Annotated in this window: 18 protein-coding genes; 8 read left to right on the forward strand and 10 right to left on the reverse strand. The window is 64.5% G+C overall.

The annotated features are described in order from the left end of the window. Positions 1 to 62 precede the first annotated feature (62 nt). The 3 genes from ACZ9H4_RS11150 (at position 63) to ACZ9H4_RS11160 (ending at position 2,371) form a co-directional block, all read left to right on the forward strand. A complete protein-coding gene (locus ACZ9H4_RS11150) occupies positions 63 to 1,286 on the forward strand; it encodes a ribonucleotide-diphosphate reductase subunit beta (protein ID WP_121315744.1) in 1,224 nt (407 codons plus the stop codon). A gap of 86 nt (positions 1,287 to 1,372) precedes the next feature. After that, complete coding sequence (locus ACZ9H4_RS11155) at positions 1,373 to 1,690, forward strand: hypothetical protein (RefSeq protein ID WP_121315743.1); 318 nt, start codon at positions 1,373 to 1,375, stop codon at positions 1,688 to 1,690. 30 nt (positions 1,691 to 1,720) lie between these two features. Next, positions 1,721 to 2,371 (forward strand): histone H1-like DNA-binding protein, encoded by a 651-nt coding sequence (locus ACZ9H4_RS11160; RefSeq protein ID WP_408149792.1) that lies wholly within the window; start codon positions 1,721 to 1,723, stop codon positions 2,369 to 2,371. Between the two features lie 293 nt (positions 2,372 to 2,664). On the opposite strand, the gene ACZ9H4_RS11165 is transcribed toward ACZ9H4_RS11160, so the two are convergent. The 10 genes from ACZ9H4_RS11165 to ACZ9H4_RS11210 all read right to left on the reverse strand — a co-directional run bounded on the left by ACZ9H4_RS11165 (position 2,665) and on the right by ACZ9H4_RS11210 (position 10,917). Next, complete coding sequence (locus tag ACZ9H4_RS11165) at positions 2,665 to 3,141, reverse strand: outer membrane lipoprotein (protein ID WP_168667277.1); 477 nt, start codon at positions 3,139 to 3,141, stop codon at positions 2,665 to 2,667. Between the two features lie 25 nt (positions 3,142 to 3,166). Continuing rightward, the gene (locus ACZ9H4_RS11170) at positions 3,167 to 4,105 is read right to left on the reverse strand and encodes a carbohydrate kinase family protein (protein ID WP_476119055.1); all 939 of its coding nucleotides are present in this window, start codon (positions 4,103 to 4,105) and stop codon (positions 3,167 to 3,169) included. 97 nt (positions 4,106 to 4,202) lie between these two features. Continuing rightward, positions 4,203 to 4,703 (reverse strand): thiol peroxidase, encoded by a 501-nt coding sequence (gene tpx / locus ACZ9H4_RS11175; RefSeq protein WP_408156809.1) that lies wholly within the window; start codon positions 4,701 to 4,703, stop codon positions 4,203 to 4,205. Positions 4,704 to 4,776: 73 nt separating this feature from the next. Further along, complete coding sequence (locus ACZ9H4_RS11180; protein ID WP_408328389.1) at positions 4,777 to 6,063, reverse strand: zinc-ribbon and DUF3426 domain-containing protein; 1,287 nt, start codon at positions 6,061 to 6,063, stop codon at positions 4,777 to 4,779. Positions 6,064 to 6,111: 48 nt separating this feature from the next. Beyond that, positions 6,112 to 7,014 (reverse strand): 50S ribosomal protein L11 methyltransferase, encoded by a 903-nt coding sequence (gene prmA / locus ACZ9H4_RS11185; protein WP_408156813.1) that lies wholly within the window; start codon positions 7,012 to 7,014, stop codon positions 6,112 to 6,114. Positions 7,015 to 7,017: 3 nt separating this feature from the next. Further along, on the reverse strand, positions 7,018 to 8,385 hold the full coding sequence (accC, locus tag ACZ9H4_RS11190; RefSeq protein ID WP_020071265.1) for an acetyl-CoA carboxylase biotin carboxylase subunit: 1,368 nt from the start codon (positions 8,383 to 8,385) through the stop codon (positions 7,018 to 7,020). Between the two features lie 117 nt (positions 8,386 to 8,502). Beyond that, positions 8,503 to 8,970, reverse strand: a complete 468-nt coding sequence (accB, locus tag ACZ9H4_RS11195; RefSeq protein ID WP_408149782.1) for an acetyl-CoA carboxylase biotin carboxyl carrier protein — start codon at positions 8,968 to 8,970, stop codon at positions 8,503 to 8,505. A 77-nt stretch (positions 8,971 to 9,047) separates the two neighbouring features. Then, the gene (aroQ, locus tag ACZ9H4_RS11200) at positions 9,048 to 9,509 is read right to left on the reverse strand and encodes a type II 3-dehydroquinate dehydratase (RefSeq protein ID WP_476119056.1); all 462 of its coding nucleotides are present in this window, start codon (positions 9,507 to 9,509) and stop codon (positions 9,048 to 9,050) included. A gap of 194 nt (positions 9,510 to 9,703) precedes the next feature. Beyond that, positions 9,704 to 10,252, reverse strand: a complete 549-nt coding sequence (locus ACZ9H4_RS11205; protein WP_476119057.1) for a TlpA family protein disulfide reductase — start codon at positions 10,250 to 10,252, stop codon at positions 9,704 to 9,706. A gap of 11 nt (positions 10,253 to 10,263) precedes the next feature. After that, positions 10,264 to 10,917, reverse strand: coding sequence for a UDP-N-acetylmuramate--alanine ligase (locus tag ACZ9H4_RS11210; RefSeq protein WP_408149777.1), 654 nt, complete (start codon positions 10,915 to 10,917; stop codon positions 10,264 to 10,266). A 193-nt stretch (positions 10,918 to 11,110) separates the two neighbouring features. Between ACZ9H4_RS11210 and mpl the strand changes: the two genes are divergently transcribed. The 5 genes from mpl to mtgA all read left to right on the forward strand — a co-directional run bounded on the left by mpl (position 11,111) and on the right by mtgA (position 17,147). Beyond that, complete coding sequence (mpl, locus tag ACZ9H4_RS11215) at positions 11,111 to 12,505, forward strand: UDP-N-acetylmuramate:L-alanyl-gamma-D-glutamyl-meso-diaminopimelate ligase (protein ID WP_476119060.1); 1,395 nt, start codon at positions 11,111 to 11,113, stop codon at positions 12,503 to 12,505. Further along, positions 12,502 to 13,104, forward strand: coding sequence for a YqiA/YcfP family alpha/beta fold hydrolase (locus tag ACZ9H4_RS11220; RefSeq protein WP_408328386.1), 603 nt, complete (start codon positions 12,502 to 12,504; stop codon positions 13,102 to 13,104). The genes mpl and ACZ9H4_RS11220 overlap by 4 nt, the downstream gene beginning before the upstream one ends. Before the next feature lie 308 nt (positions 13,105 to 13,412). Continuing rightward, entirely contained in the window at positions 13,413 to 15,515 is a 2,103-nt protein-coding gene (locus ACZ9H4_RS11225; protein WP_408149771.1) for a ribonuclease catalytic domain-containing protein, read from the forward strand. Next, a complete protein-coding gene (gene aroE / locus ACZ9H4_RS11230) occupies positions 15,512 to 16,375 on the forward strand; it encodes a shikimate dehydrogenase (protein ID WP_408156821.1) in 864 nt (287 codons plus the stop codon). Before ACZ9H4_RS11225 ends, aroE begins: the two co-directional genes overlap by 4 nt. 49 nt (positions 16,376 to 16,424) lie before the next feature. Beyond that, complete coding sequence (gene mtgA, locus ACZ9H4_RS11235) at positions 16,425 to 17,147, forward strand: monofunctional biosynthetic peptidoglycan transglycosylase (protein WP_408149767.1); 723 nt, start codon at positions 16,425 to 16,427, stop codon at positions 17,145 to 17,147. The last annotated feature ends 40 nt before the right edge of the window (positions 17,148 to 17,187 follow it).

Raw genomic sequence — 17,187 nt, forward strand, 5'->3', positions numbered from 1 at the left:
GCGAACTCTTTTATCGCTCGTGAAAAGATGGTACAAACCGTTCTAAATTGATGGTGACATTTATGCTCAACTGGGATGACGAGATCACTGCCGTAACTCCCTCGAGCGGCGCGCAACAGAATGCGTTGCGCAACGCAGCGGGACCGGCTGTCGGTTCGCAAGTCGGAACGCGTTCCGCTCCTCATGCTCCCTCGGCTCAAGACGTGTTCGCGAACGACATCGCTGTCGCTCCCGTCGCTCACGCTTCCGGCGCGGCTGCCGTTTCGGAAGCGCGGGTCAATGTCGCCGACAAGCGCATCATCAACGGCCAGACCGACGTCAATCAGTTGGTGCCGTTCAAGTACAAGTGGGCCTGGGAAAAGTATCTGGCTGGTTGCGCCAACCACTGGATGCCGCAAGAAGTGAACATGTCGCGCGACATCGCCTTGTGGAAAGACCCGAACGGTCTGACGGAAGACGAGCGCCGCATCGTCAAGCGCAACCTGGGCTTCTTCGTGACGGCCGACTCGCTGGCCGCCAACAACATCGTGCTGGGCACCTACCGCCACATCACGGCGCCCGAATGCCGCCAGTTCCTGCTGCGCCAGGCGTTCGAAGAGGCGATCCACACGCACGCTTACCAGTACATCGTCGAATCGCTGGGCCTCGACGAAGGCGAAATCTTCAACGCGTATCACGAGGTCACCTCGATCCGCGCGAAAGACGAATTCCTGATTCCGTACATCAACGTGCTGACCGATCCGGGCTTCAAGACCGGCACGCTCGAGACAGACCAGACTCTGCTGCGCTCGCTGATCGTGTTCGCCTGTGTGATGGAAGGCCTGTTCTTCTACGTCGGCTTTACACAAATCCTGGCGCTTGGCCGTCAGAACAAGATGACCGGCGCGGCGGAGCAATACCAGTACATCCTGCGCGACGAGTCGATGCACTGCAACTTCGGCATCGACCTGATCAACCAGATCAAACTCGAAAACCCGCAACTCTGGACGGCTGAGTTCCGCGCGGAAATCCGCGAGATCTTCCAGCAGGCCGTCGAACTTGAATATCGTTACGCAGAAGACACGATGCCGCGCGGGGTGCTCGGCCTCAATGCGTCGATGTTCAAGAGCTATCTGCGCTTCATCTGCAACCGCCGTTGCCAGCAGATCGGTCTCGATCCGCTGTACCCGAACGAGGAAAACCCGTTCCCGTGGATGAGCGAGATGATCGACCTGAAGAAGGAACGCAACTTCTTCGAGACGCGAGTGATCGAATATCAAACGGGCGGCGCGCTGACCTGGGAGTGATCCGGGTTCGTGTCGCAGATGCATTCATCGATGGGGATGCCGCCGGCTTCGGCCGCGGCAAATTTGGTTAGGAGCAGAACCGCCTGATGCAAAGCGTGCCCGGTGCCTTAGCGGCCCACAAACATGACAGGCACTTTGCGAACCCTTCAGTGGGATGGGCAGACTTCCCCCCGGAAAAAGCCGCTGGCGACGCCGCCAGCGGCTCGATCAAGCAATTGCCGGCGTTCCGCTTGAACGCCGACCAGATCTGGCGCGCGGTGCCTTGTGGCACGGCGCGCCTTACCGCATTCATTAGCGTAAGCGCGCGGCACCTGCGTACGCCGATGAATAGCCCGCTTCGTAGCGCGCGCCCTGAGAAGCGTCCGCGGGAAGCGGGTTTTGACGAAGGGTGTAGTTTGAACTGACTCTCATCTGAAAACCTGAAGGAGAAAATGATGGCAACTGCAAAGAAAGCCGCCGCTAAGAAACCCGCAGCGAAGAAGGTCGCAGCAAAGAAGGCTGCTCCGGCTAAGAAAGCTGCGCCGGCAAAGAAAGTCGCTGCCAAGAAAGTCGCAGTGAAGAAGGTTGCAGCGAAGAAGGCAGCACCGGCGAAGAAGGTTGCAGCGAAGAAAGCTGCGCCGGCCAAGAAGGTTGCAGCCAAGAAAGTCGCAGCGAAGAAAGTTGCTGTGAAGAAGGTCGCGGCAAAGAAGGCAGCACCGGCCAAGAAGGCTGCACCGGCGAAGAAAGCCGCAGTGAAGAAGGTTGCAGCGAAGAAGGCAGCACCGGCGAAGAAGGCCGCAGCGAAGAAGGCTGCACCGGCCAAGAAGGCTGCTGCGAAGAAGGCTGCGCCCGCGAAAAAGGCTGCTGCTAAAAAGGCTGCGCCCGCGAAAAAGGCTGCCGCTAAAAAGGCTGCGCCTGCCAAGAAGGCTGCTGCGAAGAAGGCGGCTGCTCCTGCGAAGAAGGCTGCTCCTGCGAAGAAGGCTGTCGCCAAGAAGGCAGCGCCTGCACCCGCAGCGACTTCTGTCTCGAGCGCACCGGCGGCGACGGTGAAGACCGCGCTGAACCCGGCAGCGGCATGGCCGTTCCCGACGGGCAGCCGTCCGTAAGCAGTCGATAAGCAGTAGAAATACTTCGGCACGTCGCACGATGTGTCCGATGATCGAGTGGCGCTTAAGCTGTGATGAGCGCTACTCGGTCAGGGTCCCGTTGCCGGTTTCCGGCGGCGGGATTTTTTTTGCCCGGCGTTTTGACGAGCCCGTTCGCGATCGATGGAGGATCGGCTGAAAGGGGCTCGGAGGGAAAAGCTGGAGGCGAAAAAAGACGCATGCACAGGGGAGGGCATGCGTCTGAGGTCGTCGCGGTGGCGTGTCAGCCGGCCGCGCGAGAGGGAAAGCTTGAGTTAGTGCGTGACGCGCGTAACGCCGCCGCTGGAGAGAAGCCGCACGCGGTCGCCGGCGCGGAAGATTTCGCCGGTGGTGGTTTGCGTGATGGCACGCATGTCGCCATTGTCGAGCCGCACGGTGATCTCGACGCCGTCGCGCATCGCGACGCTGTTTTCAATCGCATTGCCGGCAACTGCACCGCCTATGCCGCCGATGATGCCCGTGGCGACCGAGCCGCGGCCGCCGCCGATCGTGCTGCCGGCCAAAGCGCCCAGGGCGCCGCCACCGACCGCGCCCAAGCCGCTCGGCTGGCCGTTGTTCGAGCTGATGCGTACTGCGCGCACGCTGTCGACCGTGCCCATGCGGACCGTCTGTTCGCGCTGCGCCTGCGACGCCGTGAAGACGTTTGGAGAACTGCTGTTGCTCGCGCAACCCGACATGGCCAGCGAACCGGCGATCAGCGTAGCGACGATCAGGCGACTCGTTGTTCTCATTCCCTAACTCCCATAGCTCTCGGTATCAAGGCAGGCTGTAACCGAATGCCTGCGCGAACCGTTCGTTGATCTCCGCCCGGGTGGGCGCATAGTTTTGCGGGCCTTGCTGCTCGATTTTCAAGGCACCCATCAGACTCGCGAGGCGTCCCGTGGTGGCCCAGCCAAGCTTGTTCTCGATACCGTACAGCAAGCCGCCGCGGAAAGCATCGCCACAGCCGGTGGGATCGAGCACCTGCTTCGCCTCGACTGCCGGAATGCTTTCGATACCGCCGGCATGATGGATCTGTGCACCCTGTTCGCCGAGCGTGACGATCAACGCTTCGACCTTGCCGGCGATCTCTTCGATCGACCAGCCGGTCTTGTTGCTCACCAGCTTGGCTTCGTAATCGTTGACAGCTACGTACGTGGCAAGTTCAATCATGCGCCGCAGCGTAGCGCCGTCGAAGAGCGGCAGACCTTGGCCCGGATCGAAGATGAACGGCACGCCGGCGGCCGCCAGATGTTCCGAATGCTGGATCATGCCGTCGTAGCCGTCCGGTCCCACGATGCCGAGCGTGATGCCTTTCGCTTCGTCAGCGCGGTTCAGATGCGACTGCATCATCGCGCCCGGATGGAACGCGGTGATCTGATTGTTTTCCAGGTCGGTGGTGATCATCGCCTGGGCCGTGTAGGTGTCCGGCACGACGAGCACGCTTTCAGTCGACAGCCCGAGCTGCTCGAAGCGCTCGACGTAACGCTGCGCGTCTACTGCGCCGAGCGTGCCCATGATGCGCGCGTCGCCGCCGAGCAGATGCAGCGCGTAACCGATGTTGCCCGCGCAGCCGCCGAACTCGCGGCGCATGGTCGGCACGAGAAAGCTCACGTTCAGGATGTGGACCTGCTCCGGCAGGATGTGCTCCCGGAAGCGCCCTTCGAAAGTCATGATGTTGTCGTAGGCGAGCGAGCCGCAGATGAGCGTAGCCAAGGCGAGCGTTCCTGTAAAAATGCGATTGTGAGAGGGCGCGCGGCGATGCGACAACGCCGCGCACGAGGCGCGGCGCCGGGCTCGTGCGCGAAGGTTTTTACTTCAGCGCGGCGAGTGCTGCGTCGTAGTTCGGCTCGTTCTTGATTTCGCCGACCAGCTCGGCGTGCACGACCTTGTCGTTCTCGTCGATCACCACCACGGCGCGCGCCGTCAGGCCCGTCAGCGGGCCGCTCGTCACGTCGACACCATACGCTTGCGCGAATTCATGGCCGCGGAACGTGGAGGCCGTGACGACGTTCTCGATACCTTCGGTCGTGCAGAAGCGCGACGCGGCGAACGGCAGATCACCCGACACGACGATCACGGCCGTGTTGGTCAGCTTCGCGGCGGCTTCGTTGAACTTGCGGGTCGAGGTGGCGCAGGTCGGCGTGTCGAGGCTCGGAACGATGTTCAGCACCTTGCGCTTGCCCGCGAAATCGGCGAGCGACAGCGGCTTCAGATCCTTGCCGACCAGCGAGAAAGCGGCTGCGCTCTGGCCCACCGACGGGAACGTGCCGGCTACTTCGATCGGGTTGCCACCCAGCGTGACTTGACTCATGTTGTTGTGCTCCGAAAATTCGTCAGTAATGACGGTGAAAGCGCCCGGTCGTGGCCGGGCGCGCGAGGGTGCGTTACGGATAGAAGATCTGTACGCGGAAATTGGAGGCGACCGCCGTGCCCGTGTCGAGATGCACGATCATGGTTTGCGTCGTGTGCGCCGGCAGGCCCGCAGCGATCGGCGTGCCGGGCGGTACATAGTCTTGCGGCCACAGCACGCGCCGCACGGCCACGTTATTCTGGTCGTCGAGCAGTGTGAGTTCGATGGCGGGATAGGCGAGCGCGATGCCGTAGCGGTTGTGCAGCGGCATCTTCAGTTCGAGCTTGTGCGGGCCGTCGATCTGCCGCAGATCGGATGGTTCGACCTGCAAACCATCGATGTCGTGCGGCGGCGTCAGCTGGCAGCCGAGATACGAGCAAACTTTCACGTACAGCGTCTGTGTGCGCGGCAGATACACCTGCACGGTTTCGCGCTGCCACCATGCGAGTTGCGCGAGCAGCACGAAAACCAGTATCAGCCCCAAGATCGATGCGGCAATCGCCCGGCCCATGCGCCGCGCGTCGGCGGGACGGGTTTCGCGCACGACCGGGAAGGGATCGCTGCCGTCGTTCACGGGGTTGACGGAAAAGGGTTCGCCGCCGGAAGCGGCCGGAGCCGGACCCCCGATGCCGGGACCACCGGGACCGCCCGTGCCTGACCCGCCCGCACCCGCCGCCGTGGCCGCGCCGAAACCGGCCGCGCCCAGATCCGCGGCGGCGCCTAAGCCCGAGGTGCCGAAATGCGGTTCATTGTCGGCGATGCCATGCAAGCTCGCCGCTTCACCCGGAGCCGGTTCGGACGTACGTTCGGTCTTGTGCCAGACCCGCGGCGCTTCTTCCACGGGCGGCTCGTCGTTGGCCTGGTACGCGTAGGGGTCGAGCGGCGCGTCGGCCAGCACGGGTTCGTCGTCGGGGGGCAGGGGCTTGCTGAAGACGTCGGGCGGCAGTTCGGGTTCGACGGGCCGGGGTGTGAGGGTGGCGCCCGCGTCGGTCGAGACGGGCGCGAGCGGCACATTGCGGGCGTTGTGCAGCAGACGGTTGTCGATGGAGGCGTCGGGCGCGGGCGCCGACGGGTCCCACGCTTCGGCGCTGAAGTCGGGGCCTTGCTGACGCACGCCCGACAGCGCCTCGATTGCCGCCGCAGCGGCGACCGGTTTGGCGGTGGAGAAGTCACCGCCCCCGGTAACGTCGAACAGGCTGCTCGACGCGTCGAATACTTCGTGGCAATGCCCGCAGCGCACGAGGCCGCGGCGCTGCGCGAGCTGCGCCGGTTGCAGACGGAAGACGGTTTCGCAGAAGGGGCAACGCGTCGCCAGGAGCATATTGAGCCGTTAAGCCAGAAGGCCGATGGTTGGACAATACGCCTTATTCTAATGGCTTTCGCGGCGCGTTCCCGTGAGACATACCCAACCTTCGTGTTCGCGCCATACGCCGATGTCGATCCAGCGCGCGTAGACCTGCGCGACTTCATCGGCCTGCCGCGCCAGAATCCCGGACAACGCGATCCGGCCGCCCGGCTTGACCTTCGACGAGAGCATCGACGCCATCAGCTTGAGCGGGTTGGACAGGATGTTGGCGACCACGATATCGAACTCACCGGTGGGGCATTCGTCAGGCAAACCGTAGGTGACTTCGGCCCGGTTGCGTTCGCTGTTGTGACGCGCCGACTCGACCGCTTGCGGGTCGATGTCGATGCCGAACACCGGATTCGCGCCGCACTTCTTCGCGAGGATCGCGAGAATGCCGGAGCCGCAGCCGTAATCGAGCACGGACTGCTCTGGCTTGACCGATTGCTCGAGCCACTCCATGCACAGACGAGTGGTCGGATGGCTGCCCGTGCCGAACGCGAGGCCCGGGTCCAGTTCCAGCACGAGTGCTTCGGGGTCAGGCGCATCGTGCCACGACGGCACGACCCAGATGCGTTCGCCGATCGGAATCGGATCGAACTGCGACTGCGTGAGCCGCACCCAGTCCTGCTCTTCGACTTCCCGCACGGTGAACGACGGCGCGGCGTCCAGCCCGATCTCGTTGGCCGCGGCGGTCAGCAGCACCGCCGGCTCGTGTTCCGGCGCGAGCAGCGCGATCACGCGCGAACGCTGCCAGGCCGTGCGATCCGGCGTGAGACCGGGCTCGCCGAACAGCGGCTGTTCGTCGGGCGTGTCGGCGTCCGCGTCTTCGACCGATACGGACAACGCGCCCAACTCGAGCAGTGCGTCGGAAAATTCCTCCGCGTGCTCGCGTGCCAGCTCGGCGATCAGTTCCCGGTAGCTCATGACTTACGCTTCTTCCGGCGCGGCCTGCAGCTTCGCGGCCAACCGGTTTTCGAGGTAGTGAATGCTGGTGCCGCCTTCGACGAACTTCGCGTCCAGCATCAGCTCGCGGTGCAACGGGATGTTGGTCTGAATACCTTCGACCACCATCTCCGACAGCGCGATGCGCATGCGCTTGATCGCCTGCTCGCGCGTCGCGCCGTAAGCGATCAGCTTGCCGATCATCGAATCATAGTTCGGCGGGACGAAATAGCCGTTGTACGCGTGCGAATCGACGCGGATGCCGGGGCCGCCCGGCATGTGCCACGAGGTCAAACGACCCGGCGAAGGAATGAACTTGAACGGATCTTCTGCGTTGATCCGGCATTCGATCGCATGACCCTTGAACACGATGTCGCGCTGACGGAACGCGAGCTTCTCGCCGGCCGCGATGCGGATCTGTTCCTGCACGATGTCGACGCCCGTGATCAGCTCGGTCACCGGATGCTCGACCTGCACGCGCGTGTTCATCTCGATGAAATAGAACTCGCCGTTTTCGTACAGGAACTCGAACGTGCCCGCGCCCAGATAGCCCATCTTCTTGCAGGCGTCGGCGCAACGATCGCCGATGCGGTCGATCAGACGGCGCGCGATACCCGGCGCCGGCGCTTCCTCGATCACCTTCTGGTGTCGGCGCTGCATCGAGCAGTCACGCTCGCCGAGCCAGACCGCGTTCTTGAACGAGTCGGACAGCACCTGGATTTCGATGTGCCGCGGGTTCTCCAGGAATTTCTCCATGTAGACCTGCGGGTTGCCGAACGCGCGACCGGCTTCTTCGCGGGTCATGTTGACCGCGTTGACCAGCGCCGCTTCCGTGTGCACCACGCGCATGCCGCGGCCGCCGCCGCCGCCGGCGGCCTTGATGATGACCGGGTAGCCGACCTGGCGGGCAATCTTCACGATCTCTTTCGGATCTTCCGGCAACGCGCCTTCCGAACCCGGCACGCAAGGCACGCCGGTCTTGATCATGGTCTGCTTGGCCGTGACCTTGTCGCCCATCATCCGGATCGTTTCCGGGCGCGGGCCGATGAAGGTGAAGCCGGACTGCTCGACGCGCTCGGCGAAGTCGGCGTTCTCCGACAGGAAGCCGTAGCCGGGGTGGATCGCTTCGGCGTCGGTCACTTCGGCGGCGCTGATCAGCGCGGGCATGTTCAGATAGCTCAGATTCGAAGGCGCCGGGCCGATGCAGACCGCCTCGTCGGCGAGCTTCACGTACTTGGCTTCCTTGTCGGCTTCCGAATAGACGACGACCGTCTTGACGCCGAGTTCGCGGCAGGCGCGCTGGATACGAAGCGCGATCTCGCCACGATTGGCAATGAGGATTTTTTCAAACATAGCGGGTTTTCGACTCATCAATGGGCGCCGGGTTGGTTGCAACACCGGCCGCCTCAGAGGATCGGTCGCGCGCCTTTTGAACAGCGGGCGCGCGGGCGGCGAACAATGCGTGCCGCGTTAGCCGACCACGAACAGCGGTTGGCCGTACTCGACCGCCTGGCCGTTTTCGACGAGGATTTCCTTCACCACGCCGGACTTGTCCGACTCGATTTCGTTGAGCAGCTTCATCGCTTCGATGATGCAGATCGTCTGGCCTTCCTTGACCGTGTCGCCTACCTGGACGAACGGGTCGGCGCCCGGCGACGGCGCGCGGTAGAACGTCCCGACCATCGGCGAGGTCACCACGTGGCCTTGCGGCGCGGCGACTGCCGGCGTTGCCGGAGCGGCTGCGGCGGCAGTCGCTTCCGCGCCCGGGACTTGCGGCGGTTGCGCGTATTGCGGCGCGTACGAGGCGGACGGTTGCACGTAAACCGGCGGCGCATTCTTGACGATGCGCACCTTGCCTTCGCCCTCGGTCACTTCGAGTTCGGAAATACCGGACTCCGAGACGAGGTCGATCAGAGTTTTCAGTTTACGTAGATCCATCAGGAGGCCCCTTTCAATGCGTAAAGTGCCGGCATTTGCAATCGTGCAGTAGCCGGCTCAAATTAGTCGTGTTGGATTCAGCCGCGCGACGAGCCGGCGGCGAGCCGGTCAAGCGCGAATTCGAGCGCGTACAGATATCCCTTCCAGCCGAGGCCGCAAATCACGCCTTCGGCCTGGTCGGAGAAATACGAGTGATGCCGGAACGGTTCGCGACGATGCACGTTCGATAGATGAATCTCGACGAACGGGATGCCGACCCCCGCCAGTGCGTCCCGAATGGCCACGCTGGTATGCGTGTACGCGGCGGGATTGATCAGTATGAAATCGGTGTTTTCAGTCCGCGCGGATTGGATGCGATCGACCAGTGCGCCTTCGTGATTGCTCTGGAACGACGCGAGCTCGACGCCCGCGTCCGCGTCCGCGGCGCGGTCCGCGAGGGCCTGATCGATCTGCGGCAAGGTCACGCGACCGTAGACCTCGGGTTCCCGGGTGCCGAGAAGGTTGAGGTTGGGTCCGTGCAGTACCAGCAGTCGCGTCATGGTCGCTTCTTTTTCCGTGGAATTGGGCGCACTTTAGCGCTGATTAGAGAAACTTGTCTAGTTTCCCAGACGTACGGAGCGACGCTTGCGTCGATCCGCCGCCGCACCGGGCGCCCATCTTCTCTCAAATTCGTGCGATTTGCGCGTATTTCTGTGCGTTCCGCATGGAATGGGCCAGCAAAAGAATGCGAAATTTAAAGTGCGTCGAGCGTCTGCCGGAGCGCGGCCGGGTCGATCTGCCCTAATTTTGTCGAGCGGACGTTGCCCTTCGCGTCGATCACGACGGTGAACGGCAGCCCGCCCGCGTTGTTGCCGAACGCGCGGGCAAGGTCGGCGCCGCCAAAGCCGGTCACGTAGACCGGGTAGGCCACCTTGACCTTCTGCAGGAAAGCCTGGATGTTTTTCTCCGAATCGACGCCAAGTCCGACGAACTGGATGCCTTTCTTCGCATATTCGCGCTGAAGTTGGGACAGCGCCGGCATTTCCTCGACGCACGGGCCGCACCACGACGCCCAGAAGTTGACGACGATGGGGTGTCCTTTATGCAAACTTAGCGACTGCGGTTTGCCGTCCACGCTGGTGACCGGCGCGGCCCACAGCTGATCGACCGCGCTGCGCGGCGAGCCGGCCTGCGCCGCGTGCGCGACCGCGGAGCCGTCGTTGAGCCAGTGATTGGCCAGCACGCCGCCGCCCGCGGCAACGATGGCGACCAGTGCGCCCGCCAGAATCCGTCTCGTGTTCATGCCTGGACTGTCTAATTAGTGGAAGGGGTGGCTTCGCTGTTGTCGAGCAGCGCCTGGACCGCCTGCAGATTCGCCCGCGCCGTGCGGCCGCGCGCATCGGCCTTGACTGCGCCGCGCAGGTCGTCCGTCTCATACAGCGCGACGTGGATGCCGACCGGTTCCGCGTCGCGCCCTTCGTTCGTGGGGCGCCACAGGAAGCTCAGCGTCTCGACGTAGCCGCGGCCGGCGAAGTGCCGCGTTTCCGACACGTCGTACTGAATGTTGGCGTTCAGAAAGTAGATCGCGACTTCCTTCGGGTTGTCGCAGAACGCCTGCAGATGTACATCCGAGTGTTCGCCAGCCGTGCCGCCGAGCACCGCGCCGGTGAGGTACGGGTTGAACGGCGCGAGCCGTTCCATCCAGTCCAGCGCGATATGGCGCAGCCGCCGCAGCAGCGCTGGCTGGCTGTCGCCCTGAAAGAGCGACTGATATTCACGGATTTCTTCTTCGATCTGGTCGTTATCCGGCAGCCATTCGCCGGCAACGCGAGTCTCGCCGACGACTTGCCGCGCTGCCTTGCGCTTGGCCGTGGCGTAGTCCAGACCGTCTTCGGCGATCATGCGTGCAGCCGCGATGGCGATTTCCTCGCGCACGCGCTGCGGATCGAAATGTGATTTGCGGACCATCCGTCAATCATACTAGAGATTGACGACGGCCTTTTGGGGCGGGGCGCGCCGCGCGGCCGGCGAGGCGGAGCGGGAGCATCATGGGGCGCGCGAATGCTGTCGGTTACAATAGCGTCCTTTGCAGACGGTCGTTCCGGCCGCTTTGCAGCACTCCCATCCCTCGCAAAAAACGCCCGCGCGGCACGACAGGCTTATGCACATCCACATCCTCGGCATCTGCGGCACGTTCATGGGCGGTCTCGCGGTGCTCGCGCGCGGCGCGGGCCACACCGTGACGGGTTGCGACGCCGGCGTCTATCCGCCGATGAGCACGCAGCTCGAGGCGCAAGGCATCCGTCTGATCGAGGGTTACGACGCGGACCAGTTGAACGCCCTGAACGCGGACCTGTTCGTGATCGGCAACGTGGTTTCGCGCGGCAACCCGCTGATGGAAGCGATCCTCGACCGTGGCCTGCCGTACGTCTCCGGCCCGCAGTGGCTCGGCGAGCATGTGCTGAACGGCAAGTGGGTGCTGGCGGTGGCCGGCACGCACGGCAAGACCACCACCAGTTCGATGCTCACCTGGCTGCTCGAAGACGCCGGCCTCAATCCGGGTTTCCTGATCGGCGGCGTGCCGTTGAACTTCGGCGTGTCCGCGCGGCTCACGGATTCGAGCTTCTTCGTGATCGAAGCCGACGAATACGACACTGCGTTCTTCGACAAGCGCTCGAAGTTCGTCCACTACCGGCCCAAGACGGCGGTCCTGAACAATCTCGAATTCGATCATGCTGACATCTTCCCCGATCTCGCCGCGATCGAAACGCAGTTCCATCATCTGATCCGTACGGTGCCGGGCATCGGCCGGGTGGTGACGAACGGCCGTGAAGACGCGCTCGAACGGGTGCTGACGCGCGGCTGCTGGAGCGACGTCGAGCGCTTCGGCGTGCAGGGCGGCTGGGAAACCTTGCCTGCCGAAGACGGCGTGCCGGTCGACGAACGCTTCGCCGTGTATCACAACAGCGAGCGCGTCGGCGTGGTCGAGTGGCAGGTGCAGGGCGAGCACAATCGCATGAACGCGCTGGCCGCGATCGCCGCCGCGCGTAGCGTCGGTGTGCCGCCGGCCCAGGCCGCGAAGTCGCTTGCGAGCTTTCGCAACGTGAAGCGGCGCATGGAAGTGCGCGGCAGCGTCGACGGCGTGACCGTCTACGACGACTTCGCGCATCATCCCACCGCGATCGACACGACCGTGGCCGGGCTGCGCGCGCGCGTCGGCCGCGACAACACGCGGATTCTCGCCGTGCTGGAGCCGCGCTCGAACACGATGAAGCTGGGCGTGATGAAAGCGCAACTGCCCGCCAGTCTCGCCGACGCCGACCTCGTGTTCGGCTACGGCGCGCCGAACGGCCGCGACGCGCTCGGCTGGAATCTCGGCGAGGCGCTCGCGCCGCTCGGCGGCAAGGCGCAGGCCTTCGACAATCTGGACGCGCTGGTCAAAGCGGTGGTTCACGCCGCGCGCCCCGGCGACCAGATTCTGGTGATGAGCAACGGCGGCTTTGGCGGCGTGCATCAGAAGCTGCTCGACGCTCTTTCCGCGCGAGGCAACTCGTGATTCTCTATCTGCACGGGTTCCGCTCGTCGCCCAATTCGTTCAAGGCGCGTGTGCTGGCGGCGCGCCTGGCCGAACTGGGCCGTGCCGACGAATGGTGCTGCCCGATGCTGCCCGTTTCACCATTCGACACGGTCGGGCTCGCCGAATCGTTGGTGAATGCCGCAAAACCGAAGAACGTGACGGTGATCGGCAGCTCGCTCGGCGGCTATTTCGCGACGCATCTGGCGGAGAAGCACGGCTGGCCGGCTGTGCTGCTGAACCCGGCGGTCGTGCCGCAGCGCGACCTGAGCGCCTATCTCGGCGAGCAGCCGTTGTGGCACGGCGGCGGCAGTATCGTCGTCGAACCGCATCATCTCGATGAGCTGCGCGCGCTCGGCGTCGCGTCGATCACGCGGCCCGAACGCTATTATCTGATGGCCGCCACCGGCGACGAAGTGCTCGACTACCGCGAAATGCTTGCGCACTATCCCGGCGCACGCACTACGCTGATCGAAGGAAGTGACCACGCGATCAGCGAGTTCGCGCACTACGTCGACGACGTGCTGGCTTTTTGCGACGCCGAAGACGTCGAGCCGCCGGCGCCGCGCGAAGCGGCATGAAGCAATCGCGGCCCGAAGCGTCCTGATGTTGTGCGCCGACGCGGCGGCCCGAAGCGACGTCCTGAGCAGAGGCTCAGGCGCACGACCTGGCGGCGAAGCCGCCGTCGGTCACCCGATGCATCTGACCCGCAGCGAAGCCGCTGCCTGTCACCAGATTGGAATCAGATTCAAGCCGCTGGCGCGCGTATCCGTACGTAAGGCGCCGCGGATCCACTACCACGAACACGTTGCCGTGCCGCGCATGTAGTGACCGATCGCTGAACGAAATCGGGCGCGCCGGCAGATGCAAGTCAGAACGAGAGTATTGAGTGAACGTTTTCTTCGAGGAATCGGGCAGTTTCAAGGCTGGCAGCGTGCTGTCGCGCCAAGGTGACGCGTTTCAGGTCGAGTTGCCGGGCGGGCGGCGCGCGAAGGTGCGCGCCAAAGACGTGCTGATCGAATTCGACAAGCCGAGCGCGGCCGAACTGATGCAGCAGGCCGACGCCGCCGCGCAGGACATCGACCTGGACTTTCTGTGGGAATGCGCGCCTGACGACGAATTCCCGTTTGCCACGCTCGGCGCCGAGTACTTCGGCGAGCGCTTCGGTTCGATCGAGCGCGCGGCGCTGGTGCTGCGCATGCACGGCGCGCCGGTGTACTTCCGCCGCAAGGGCCGCGGCATGTATCAGCGCGCGCCGCAGGAACAACTGAAGATGGCGCTGGCCGGTCTCGAGCGCAAGCGTCAGCAGGCGCTGGTGCAACAGGGCTACGAGGAAGAGTTGAAGGCCGGCCGTCTGCCGGAAGCCTTCACCGGCAAGACCGCGCTCGCGTTGCTGACCAAGCCGGACAAGAACACGATCGAATACAAGGCGCTCGAAGGCGCGGCGGCCGCGCGCGGCATTTCGCAGGCGCGCCTGATGCTCGAATGCGGCGCGATCCCGTCGGCGCGCGCGCTGCACGAGGCGAAATTCCTCTCCGAGTTCTTCCCGCACGGCACGGGCTTTCCGCCCGTCGCCGTCGGCGGCTTGCCGGAAGATTTGCCGGAAGCGAACGTCGAGGCGTTCTCGATCGACGACATCACCACTACCGAAATCGACGACGCGTTTTCCGTCGAGCATCTGGCCGACGGCCGAGTGCGGATCGGCGTGCACATCGCCGCGCCGGCGCTCGGCATCCAGCGTGGCGACGAAGTCGACGCGATCGCGCGCACGCGTTTGTCGACCGTCTACATGCCGGGCGACAAGATCACGATGCTGCCCGACAGCGTCGTCGAAGCATTCACGCTGGCTGAAGGCGGCTTGCGGCCGGCGCTGTCGCTGTATGTGATCGTCAATCGCGAAACCCAGGAGATCGTCGCGAGCGAAACGCGCGCCGAGCGCGTGTTCGTGAAGAACAACCTGCGTCACAACACGCTCGACGAACTCGTCAACGAAGAGGCGCTCGCCGCCGGCACCGGCGACTATCCGCACAAGGAAGACATCGCCGTGCTGTGGCCGTTCGCGCAGGCGCTGTTCGAAAAGCGCCAGACCGCGCGCGCCGGCTACGGTCTGCGCCGCGAAGTGCAGCGCAATACGGACTTCAACTTCTACGTGGAAGGCGAGCACATCACGATCACGCCGCGCCGGCGCGGTTCGCCGCTCGACACGATCGTCGCCGAGCTGGCGATTCTCGCGAACTCGTCGTGGGGCGCGTTCCTGCACGACCACGGCGTGCCGGGCATCTATCGCACGCAGCGCGCGTTCGGCGCGCCAACCGGCCCGAAGCGCACGCGCATGCAGACCAACGCCGCGCCGCACGAAGGCCTCGGCGTCACGCAATACGCGTGGAGCACGTCGCCGCTGCGCCGTTACGTCGACCTGGTGAACCAGTGGCAACTGATCGCCTGCGTGCAGCATGGCGTGACCGCGAAACTCGCCGCGCCGTTCAAGCCGAAGGACGCCGATCTGTTCGCCGTCGTGCAAGGCTTCGACGACACCTACACTGCGTATGCCGATCATCAGCGCCGTATGGAGTACTTCTGGTGCCTGCGCTGGCTGAAGCAGGAGAACCGCAAGCAGGTGGTGGCGTCGGTGGTGAAGGGCGATCTGGTGCGCCTCGAAGAGATTCCGTTGCTGCTGCACGTGCCGGGCCTCGGCGTGCACGCGCGCGGCACGCGTTTGCAGATGGAAGTGATGTCGATCGACGAGCTGACCGTCGAAGCGTCCGTGCGTCTGTTGCACGTGCTCGACGCACCGACCGTGACGAGCGGCACCGAAGCGGAAGAGGCGGATGAAGGCGATGACGAAATCATCGACGCGGCCGACGACAGCGCCGAAGGCGAAGCCGAGGCGCAGGCCGAAGCCGCAGCAGCCGATGCCGATACCGACAACAACAACGACGACAGTGCAAGCGACGCAGCCGCCGATCAACATATCGCGGAGCCGGGACGATGAGCGCCAATCAGACACGCGAGCGCTATGCGGTCATCGGCAATCCGGTCGGGCATAGCAAGTCGCCGTTCATTCATGGCCGATTCGCCGAGCAAACCGGCGAGCCGGTCGAATACGGCGCGCTGCTCGCGCCGGTCGATGCATTCGTGCCGCACGTGCGCGCCTTCATCGACGTGGGCGGACGCGGCCTGAACGTGACCGTGCCGTTCAAGCTCGACGCCTATGCGTTCGCCACGACGTTGTCGCCGCGCGCGGCGGCGGCGGGCGCGGTGAACACGTTGCGCTTCGACTCGAACGGCATCTACGGCGACAACACCGACGGCTTCGGTCTCGTGCGCGACATCGAGGTGAATCTCGGCGTGTCGCTGAAGGGCGCGCGCATCCTGTTGCTCGGCGCAGGCGGCGCCGCGCGCGGCGTAGTGCTGCCGATGCTGGAGCGCGCACCGCATACGCTCACCATCGTCAACCGCACGGCGGCGAAGGCCGAAGCGCTGGTCGATCAGTTCGCGCAGGCCGCGCGCGACGCCGCGTGCCGCCTGACGGGCGGCAGCGCGCGCGCGATCGAAGCGGGCCAGTACGACGTGATCGTCAACGCGACGGCGGGCAGCCTCGACGCGTCGTTGCCCGACTGCGACGACCGCGCGTTCGGCAACGGCACGCTCGCGTACGACATGATGTACGGCGCGCATCCGACGGTCTTCATGGAGCACGCGCGCAAGCTGGGCGCGCGCGGCGCCGACGGTCTCGGCATGCTGGTCGAACAGGCCGCCGAATCGTTTCACGTGTGGCGCGGCGTGCGGCCCGACGGCGCACCGGTGCTGGCCGAGTTGCGTGCGCTGCTGACGGCGCCGTCGCACGCGTAGACCCGCGCATCGCCGGACGGAACTGACCCATTCGAGGACTGGAACGCACATGACAGCAACGCGGCGCGCAAGCCGGCCCAGTCCGGTGCGATGGGTGGTTTATCTGGGCGCCGTGCTGGTGATCGCCTGGCTCGCGACGCAGGCGTTCTACTTCACGCAGATCGCGGTCTGGAATTACGTGAACCCGCGCTCGACCGCGTTCATGCGCTCGGACGCGTGGCGCCTGTCGCAGGATCGGCCGGATCTGTCGGTGCAGCATACGTGGATGCCGTACGACCAGATCTCGCGCAATCTGAAGCGCGCGATCATCGCTTCCGAAGACGCGAATTTCGTCAACAACAAAGGCTATGAAACCGACGCGATTTTGCAGGCGTGGGAGCGCAACAAGGCGCGCGGCAAGATCGTGCGCGGCGGTTCGACGATCACCCAGCAACTCGCGCGGAATCTGTTTCTGTCCCGTGAGAAGAGCTATATCCGCAAGGGCCAGGAGCTGATCATTACCTGGATGCTCGAAACCTTGATGGACAAGGAACGGATCTTCGAGATCTATCTGAACTCCGTCGAGTGGGGCAATGGGGTCTACGGCGCCGAAGCGGCGGCGCAGTATTACTACAAGACGTCGGCGGCCAAGCTGAGCGCGGCACAGTCCGCACGCCTCGCCGTGATGCTGCCGCGGCCCAGGTACTTCGATGAACACCGCAGCTCCGCCTATCTGACCCAGCGCGCACGCGTGATCGCGCGGCGCATGGGCGCGGCGGAATTGCCGGACTAAACGTTTTTCGCACGTGCGGCGCGGCCGCGTGTGCATGGCC

It is taken from the genome of Paraburkholderia sp. TE9906 (assembly GCF_056279605.1).

What these genes read in the sequence shown, in the direction of transcription:
- aroE (WP_408156821.1), top strand. Translation starts at nt 15,512, where the DNA reads ATGAGCGCCAATCAGACACGCGAGCGCTATGCGGTCATCGGCAATCCG.
- ACZ9H4_RS11205 (WP_476119057.1), bottom strand. Translation starts at nt 10,252, where the DNA reads ATGAACACGAGACGGATTCTGGCGGGCGCACTGGTCGCCATCGTTGCC.
- ACZ9H4_RS11180 (WP_408328389.1), bottom strand. Translation starts at nt 6,063, where the DNA reads ATGCTCCTGGCGACGCGTTGCCCCTTCTGCGAAACCGTCTTCCGTCTG.
- mtgA (WP_408149767.1), top strand. Translation starts at nt 16,425, where the DNA reads ATGACAGCAACGCGGCGCGCAAGCCGGCCCAGTCCGGTGCGATGGGTG.
- mpl (WP_476119060.1), top strand. Translation starts at nt 11,111, where the DNA reads ATGCACATCCACATCCTCGGCATCTGCGGCACGTTCATGGGCGGTCTC.
- ACZ9H4_RS11150 (WP_121315744.1), top strand. Translation starts at nt 63, where the DNA reads ATGCTCAACTGGGATGACGAGATCACTGCCGTAACTCCCTCGAGCGGC.
- accB (WP_408149782.1), bottom strand. Translation starts at nt 8,970, where the DNA reads ATGGATCTACGTAAACTGAAAACTCTGATCGACCTCGTCTCGGAGTCC.
- ACZ9H4_RS11210 (WP_408149777.1), bottom strand. Translation starts at nt 10,917, where the DNA reads ATGGTCCGCAAATCACATTTCGATCCGCAGCGCGTGCGCGAGGAAATC.
- prmA (WP_408156813.1), bottom strand. Translation starts at nt 7,014, where the DNA reads ATGAGCTACCGGGAACTGATCGCCGAGCTGGCACGCGAGCACGCGGAG.
- tpx (WP_408156809.1), bottom strand. Translation starts at nt 4,703, where the DNA reads ATGAGTCAAGTCACGCTGGGTGGCAACCCGATCGAAGTAGCCGGCACG.
- aroQ (WP_476119056.1), bottom strand. Translation starts at nt 9,509, where the DNA reads ATGACGCGACTGCTGGTACTGCACGGACCCAACCTCAACCTTCTCGGC.
- ACZ9H4_RS11155 (WP_121315743.1), top strand. Translation starts at nt 1,373, where the DNA reads ATGCAAAGCGTGCCCGGTGCCTTAGCGGCCCACAAACATGACAGGCAC.
- ACZ9H4_RS11160 (WP_408149792.1), top strand. Translation starts at nt 1,721, where the DNA reads ATGGCAACTGCAAAGAAAGCCGCCGCTAAGAAACCCGCAGCGAAGAAG.
- accC (WP_020071265.1), bottom strand. Translation starts at nt 8,385, where the DNA reads ATGTTTGAAAAAATCCTCATTGCCAATCGTGGCGAGATCGCGCTTCGT.
- ACZ9H4_RS11165 (WP_168667277.1), bottom strand. Translation starts at nt 3,141, where the DNA reads ATGAGAACAACGAGTCGCCTGATCGTCGCTACGCTGATCGCCGGTTCG.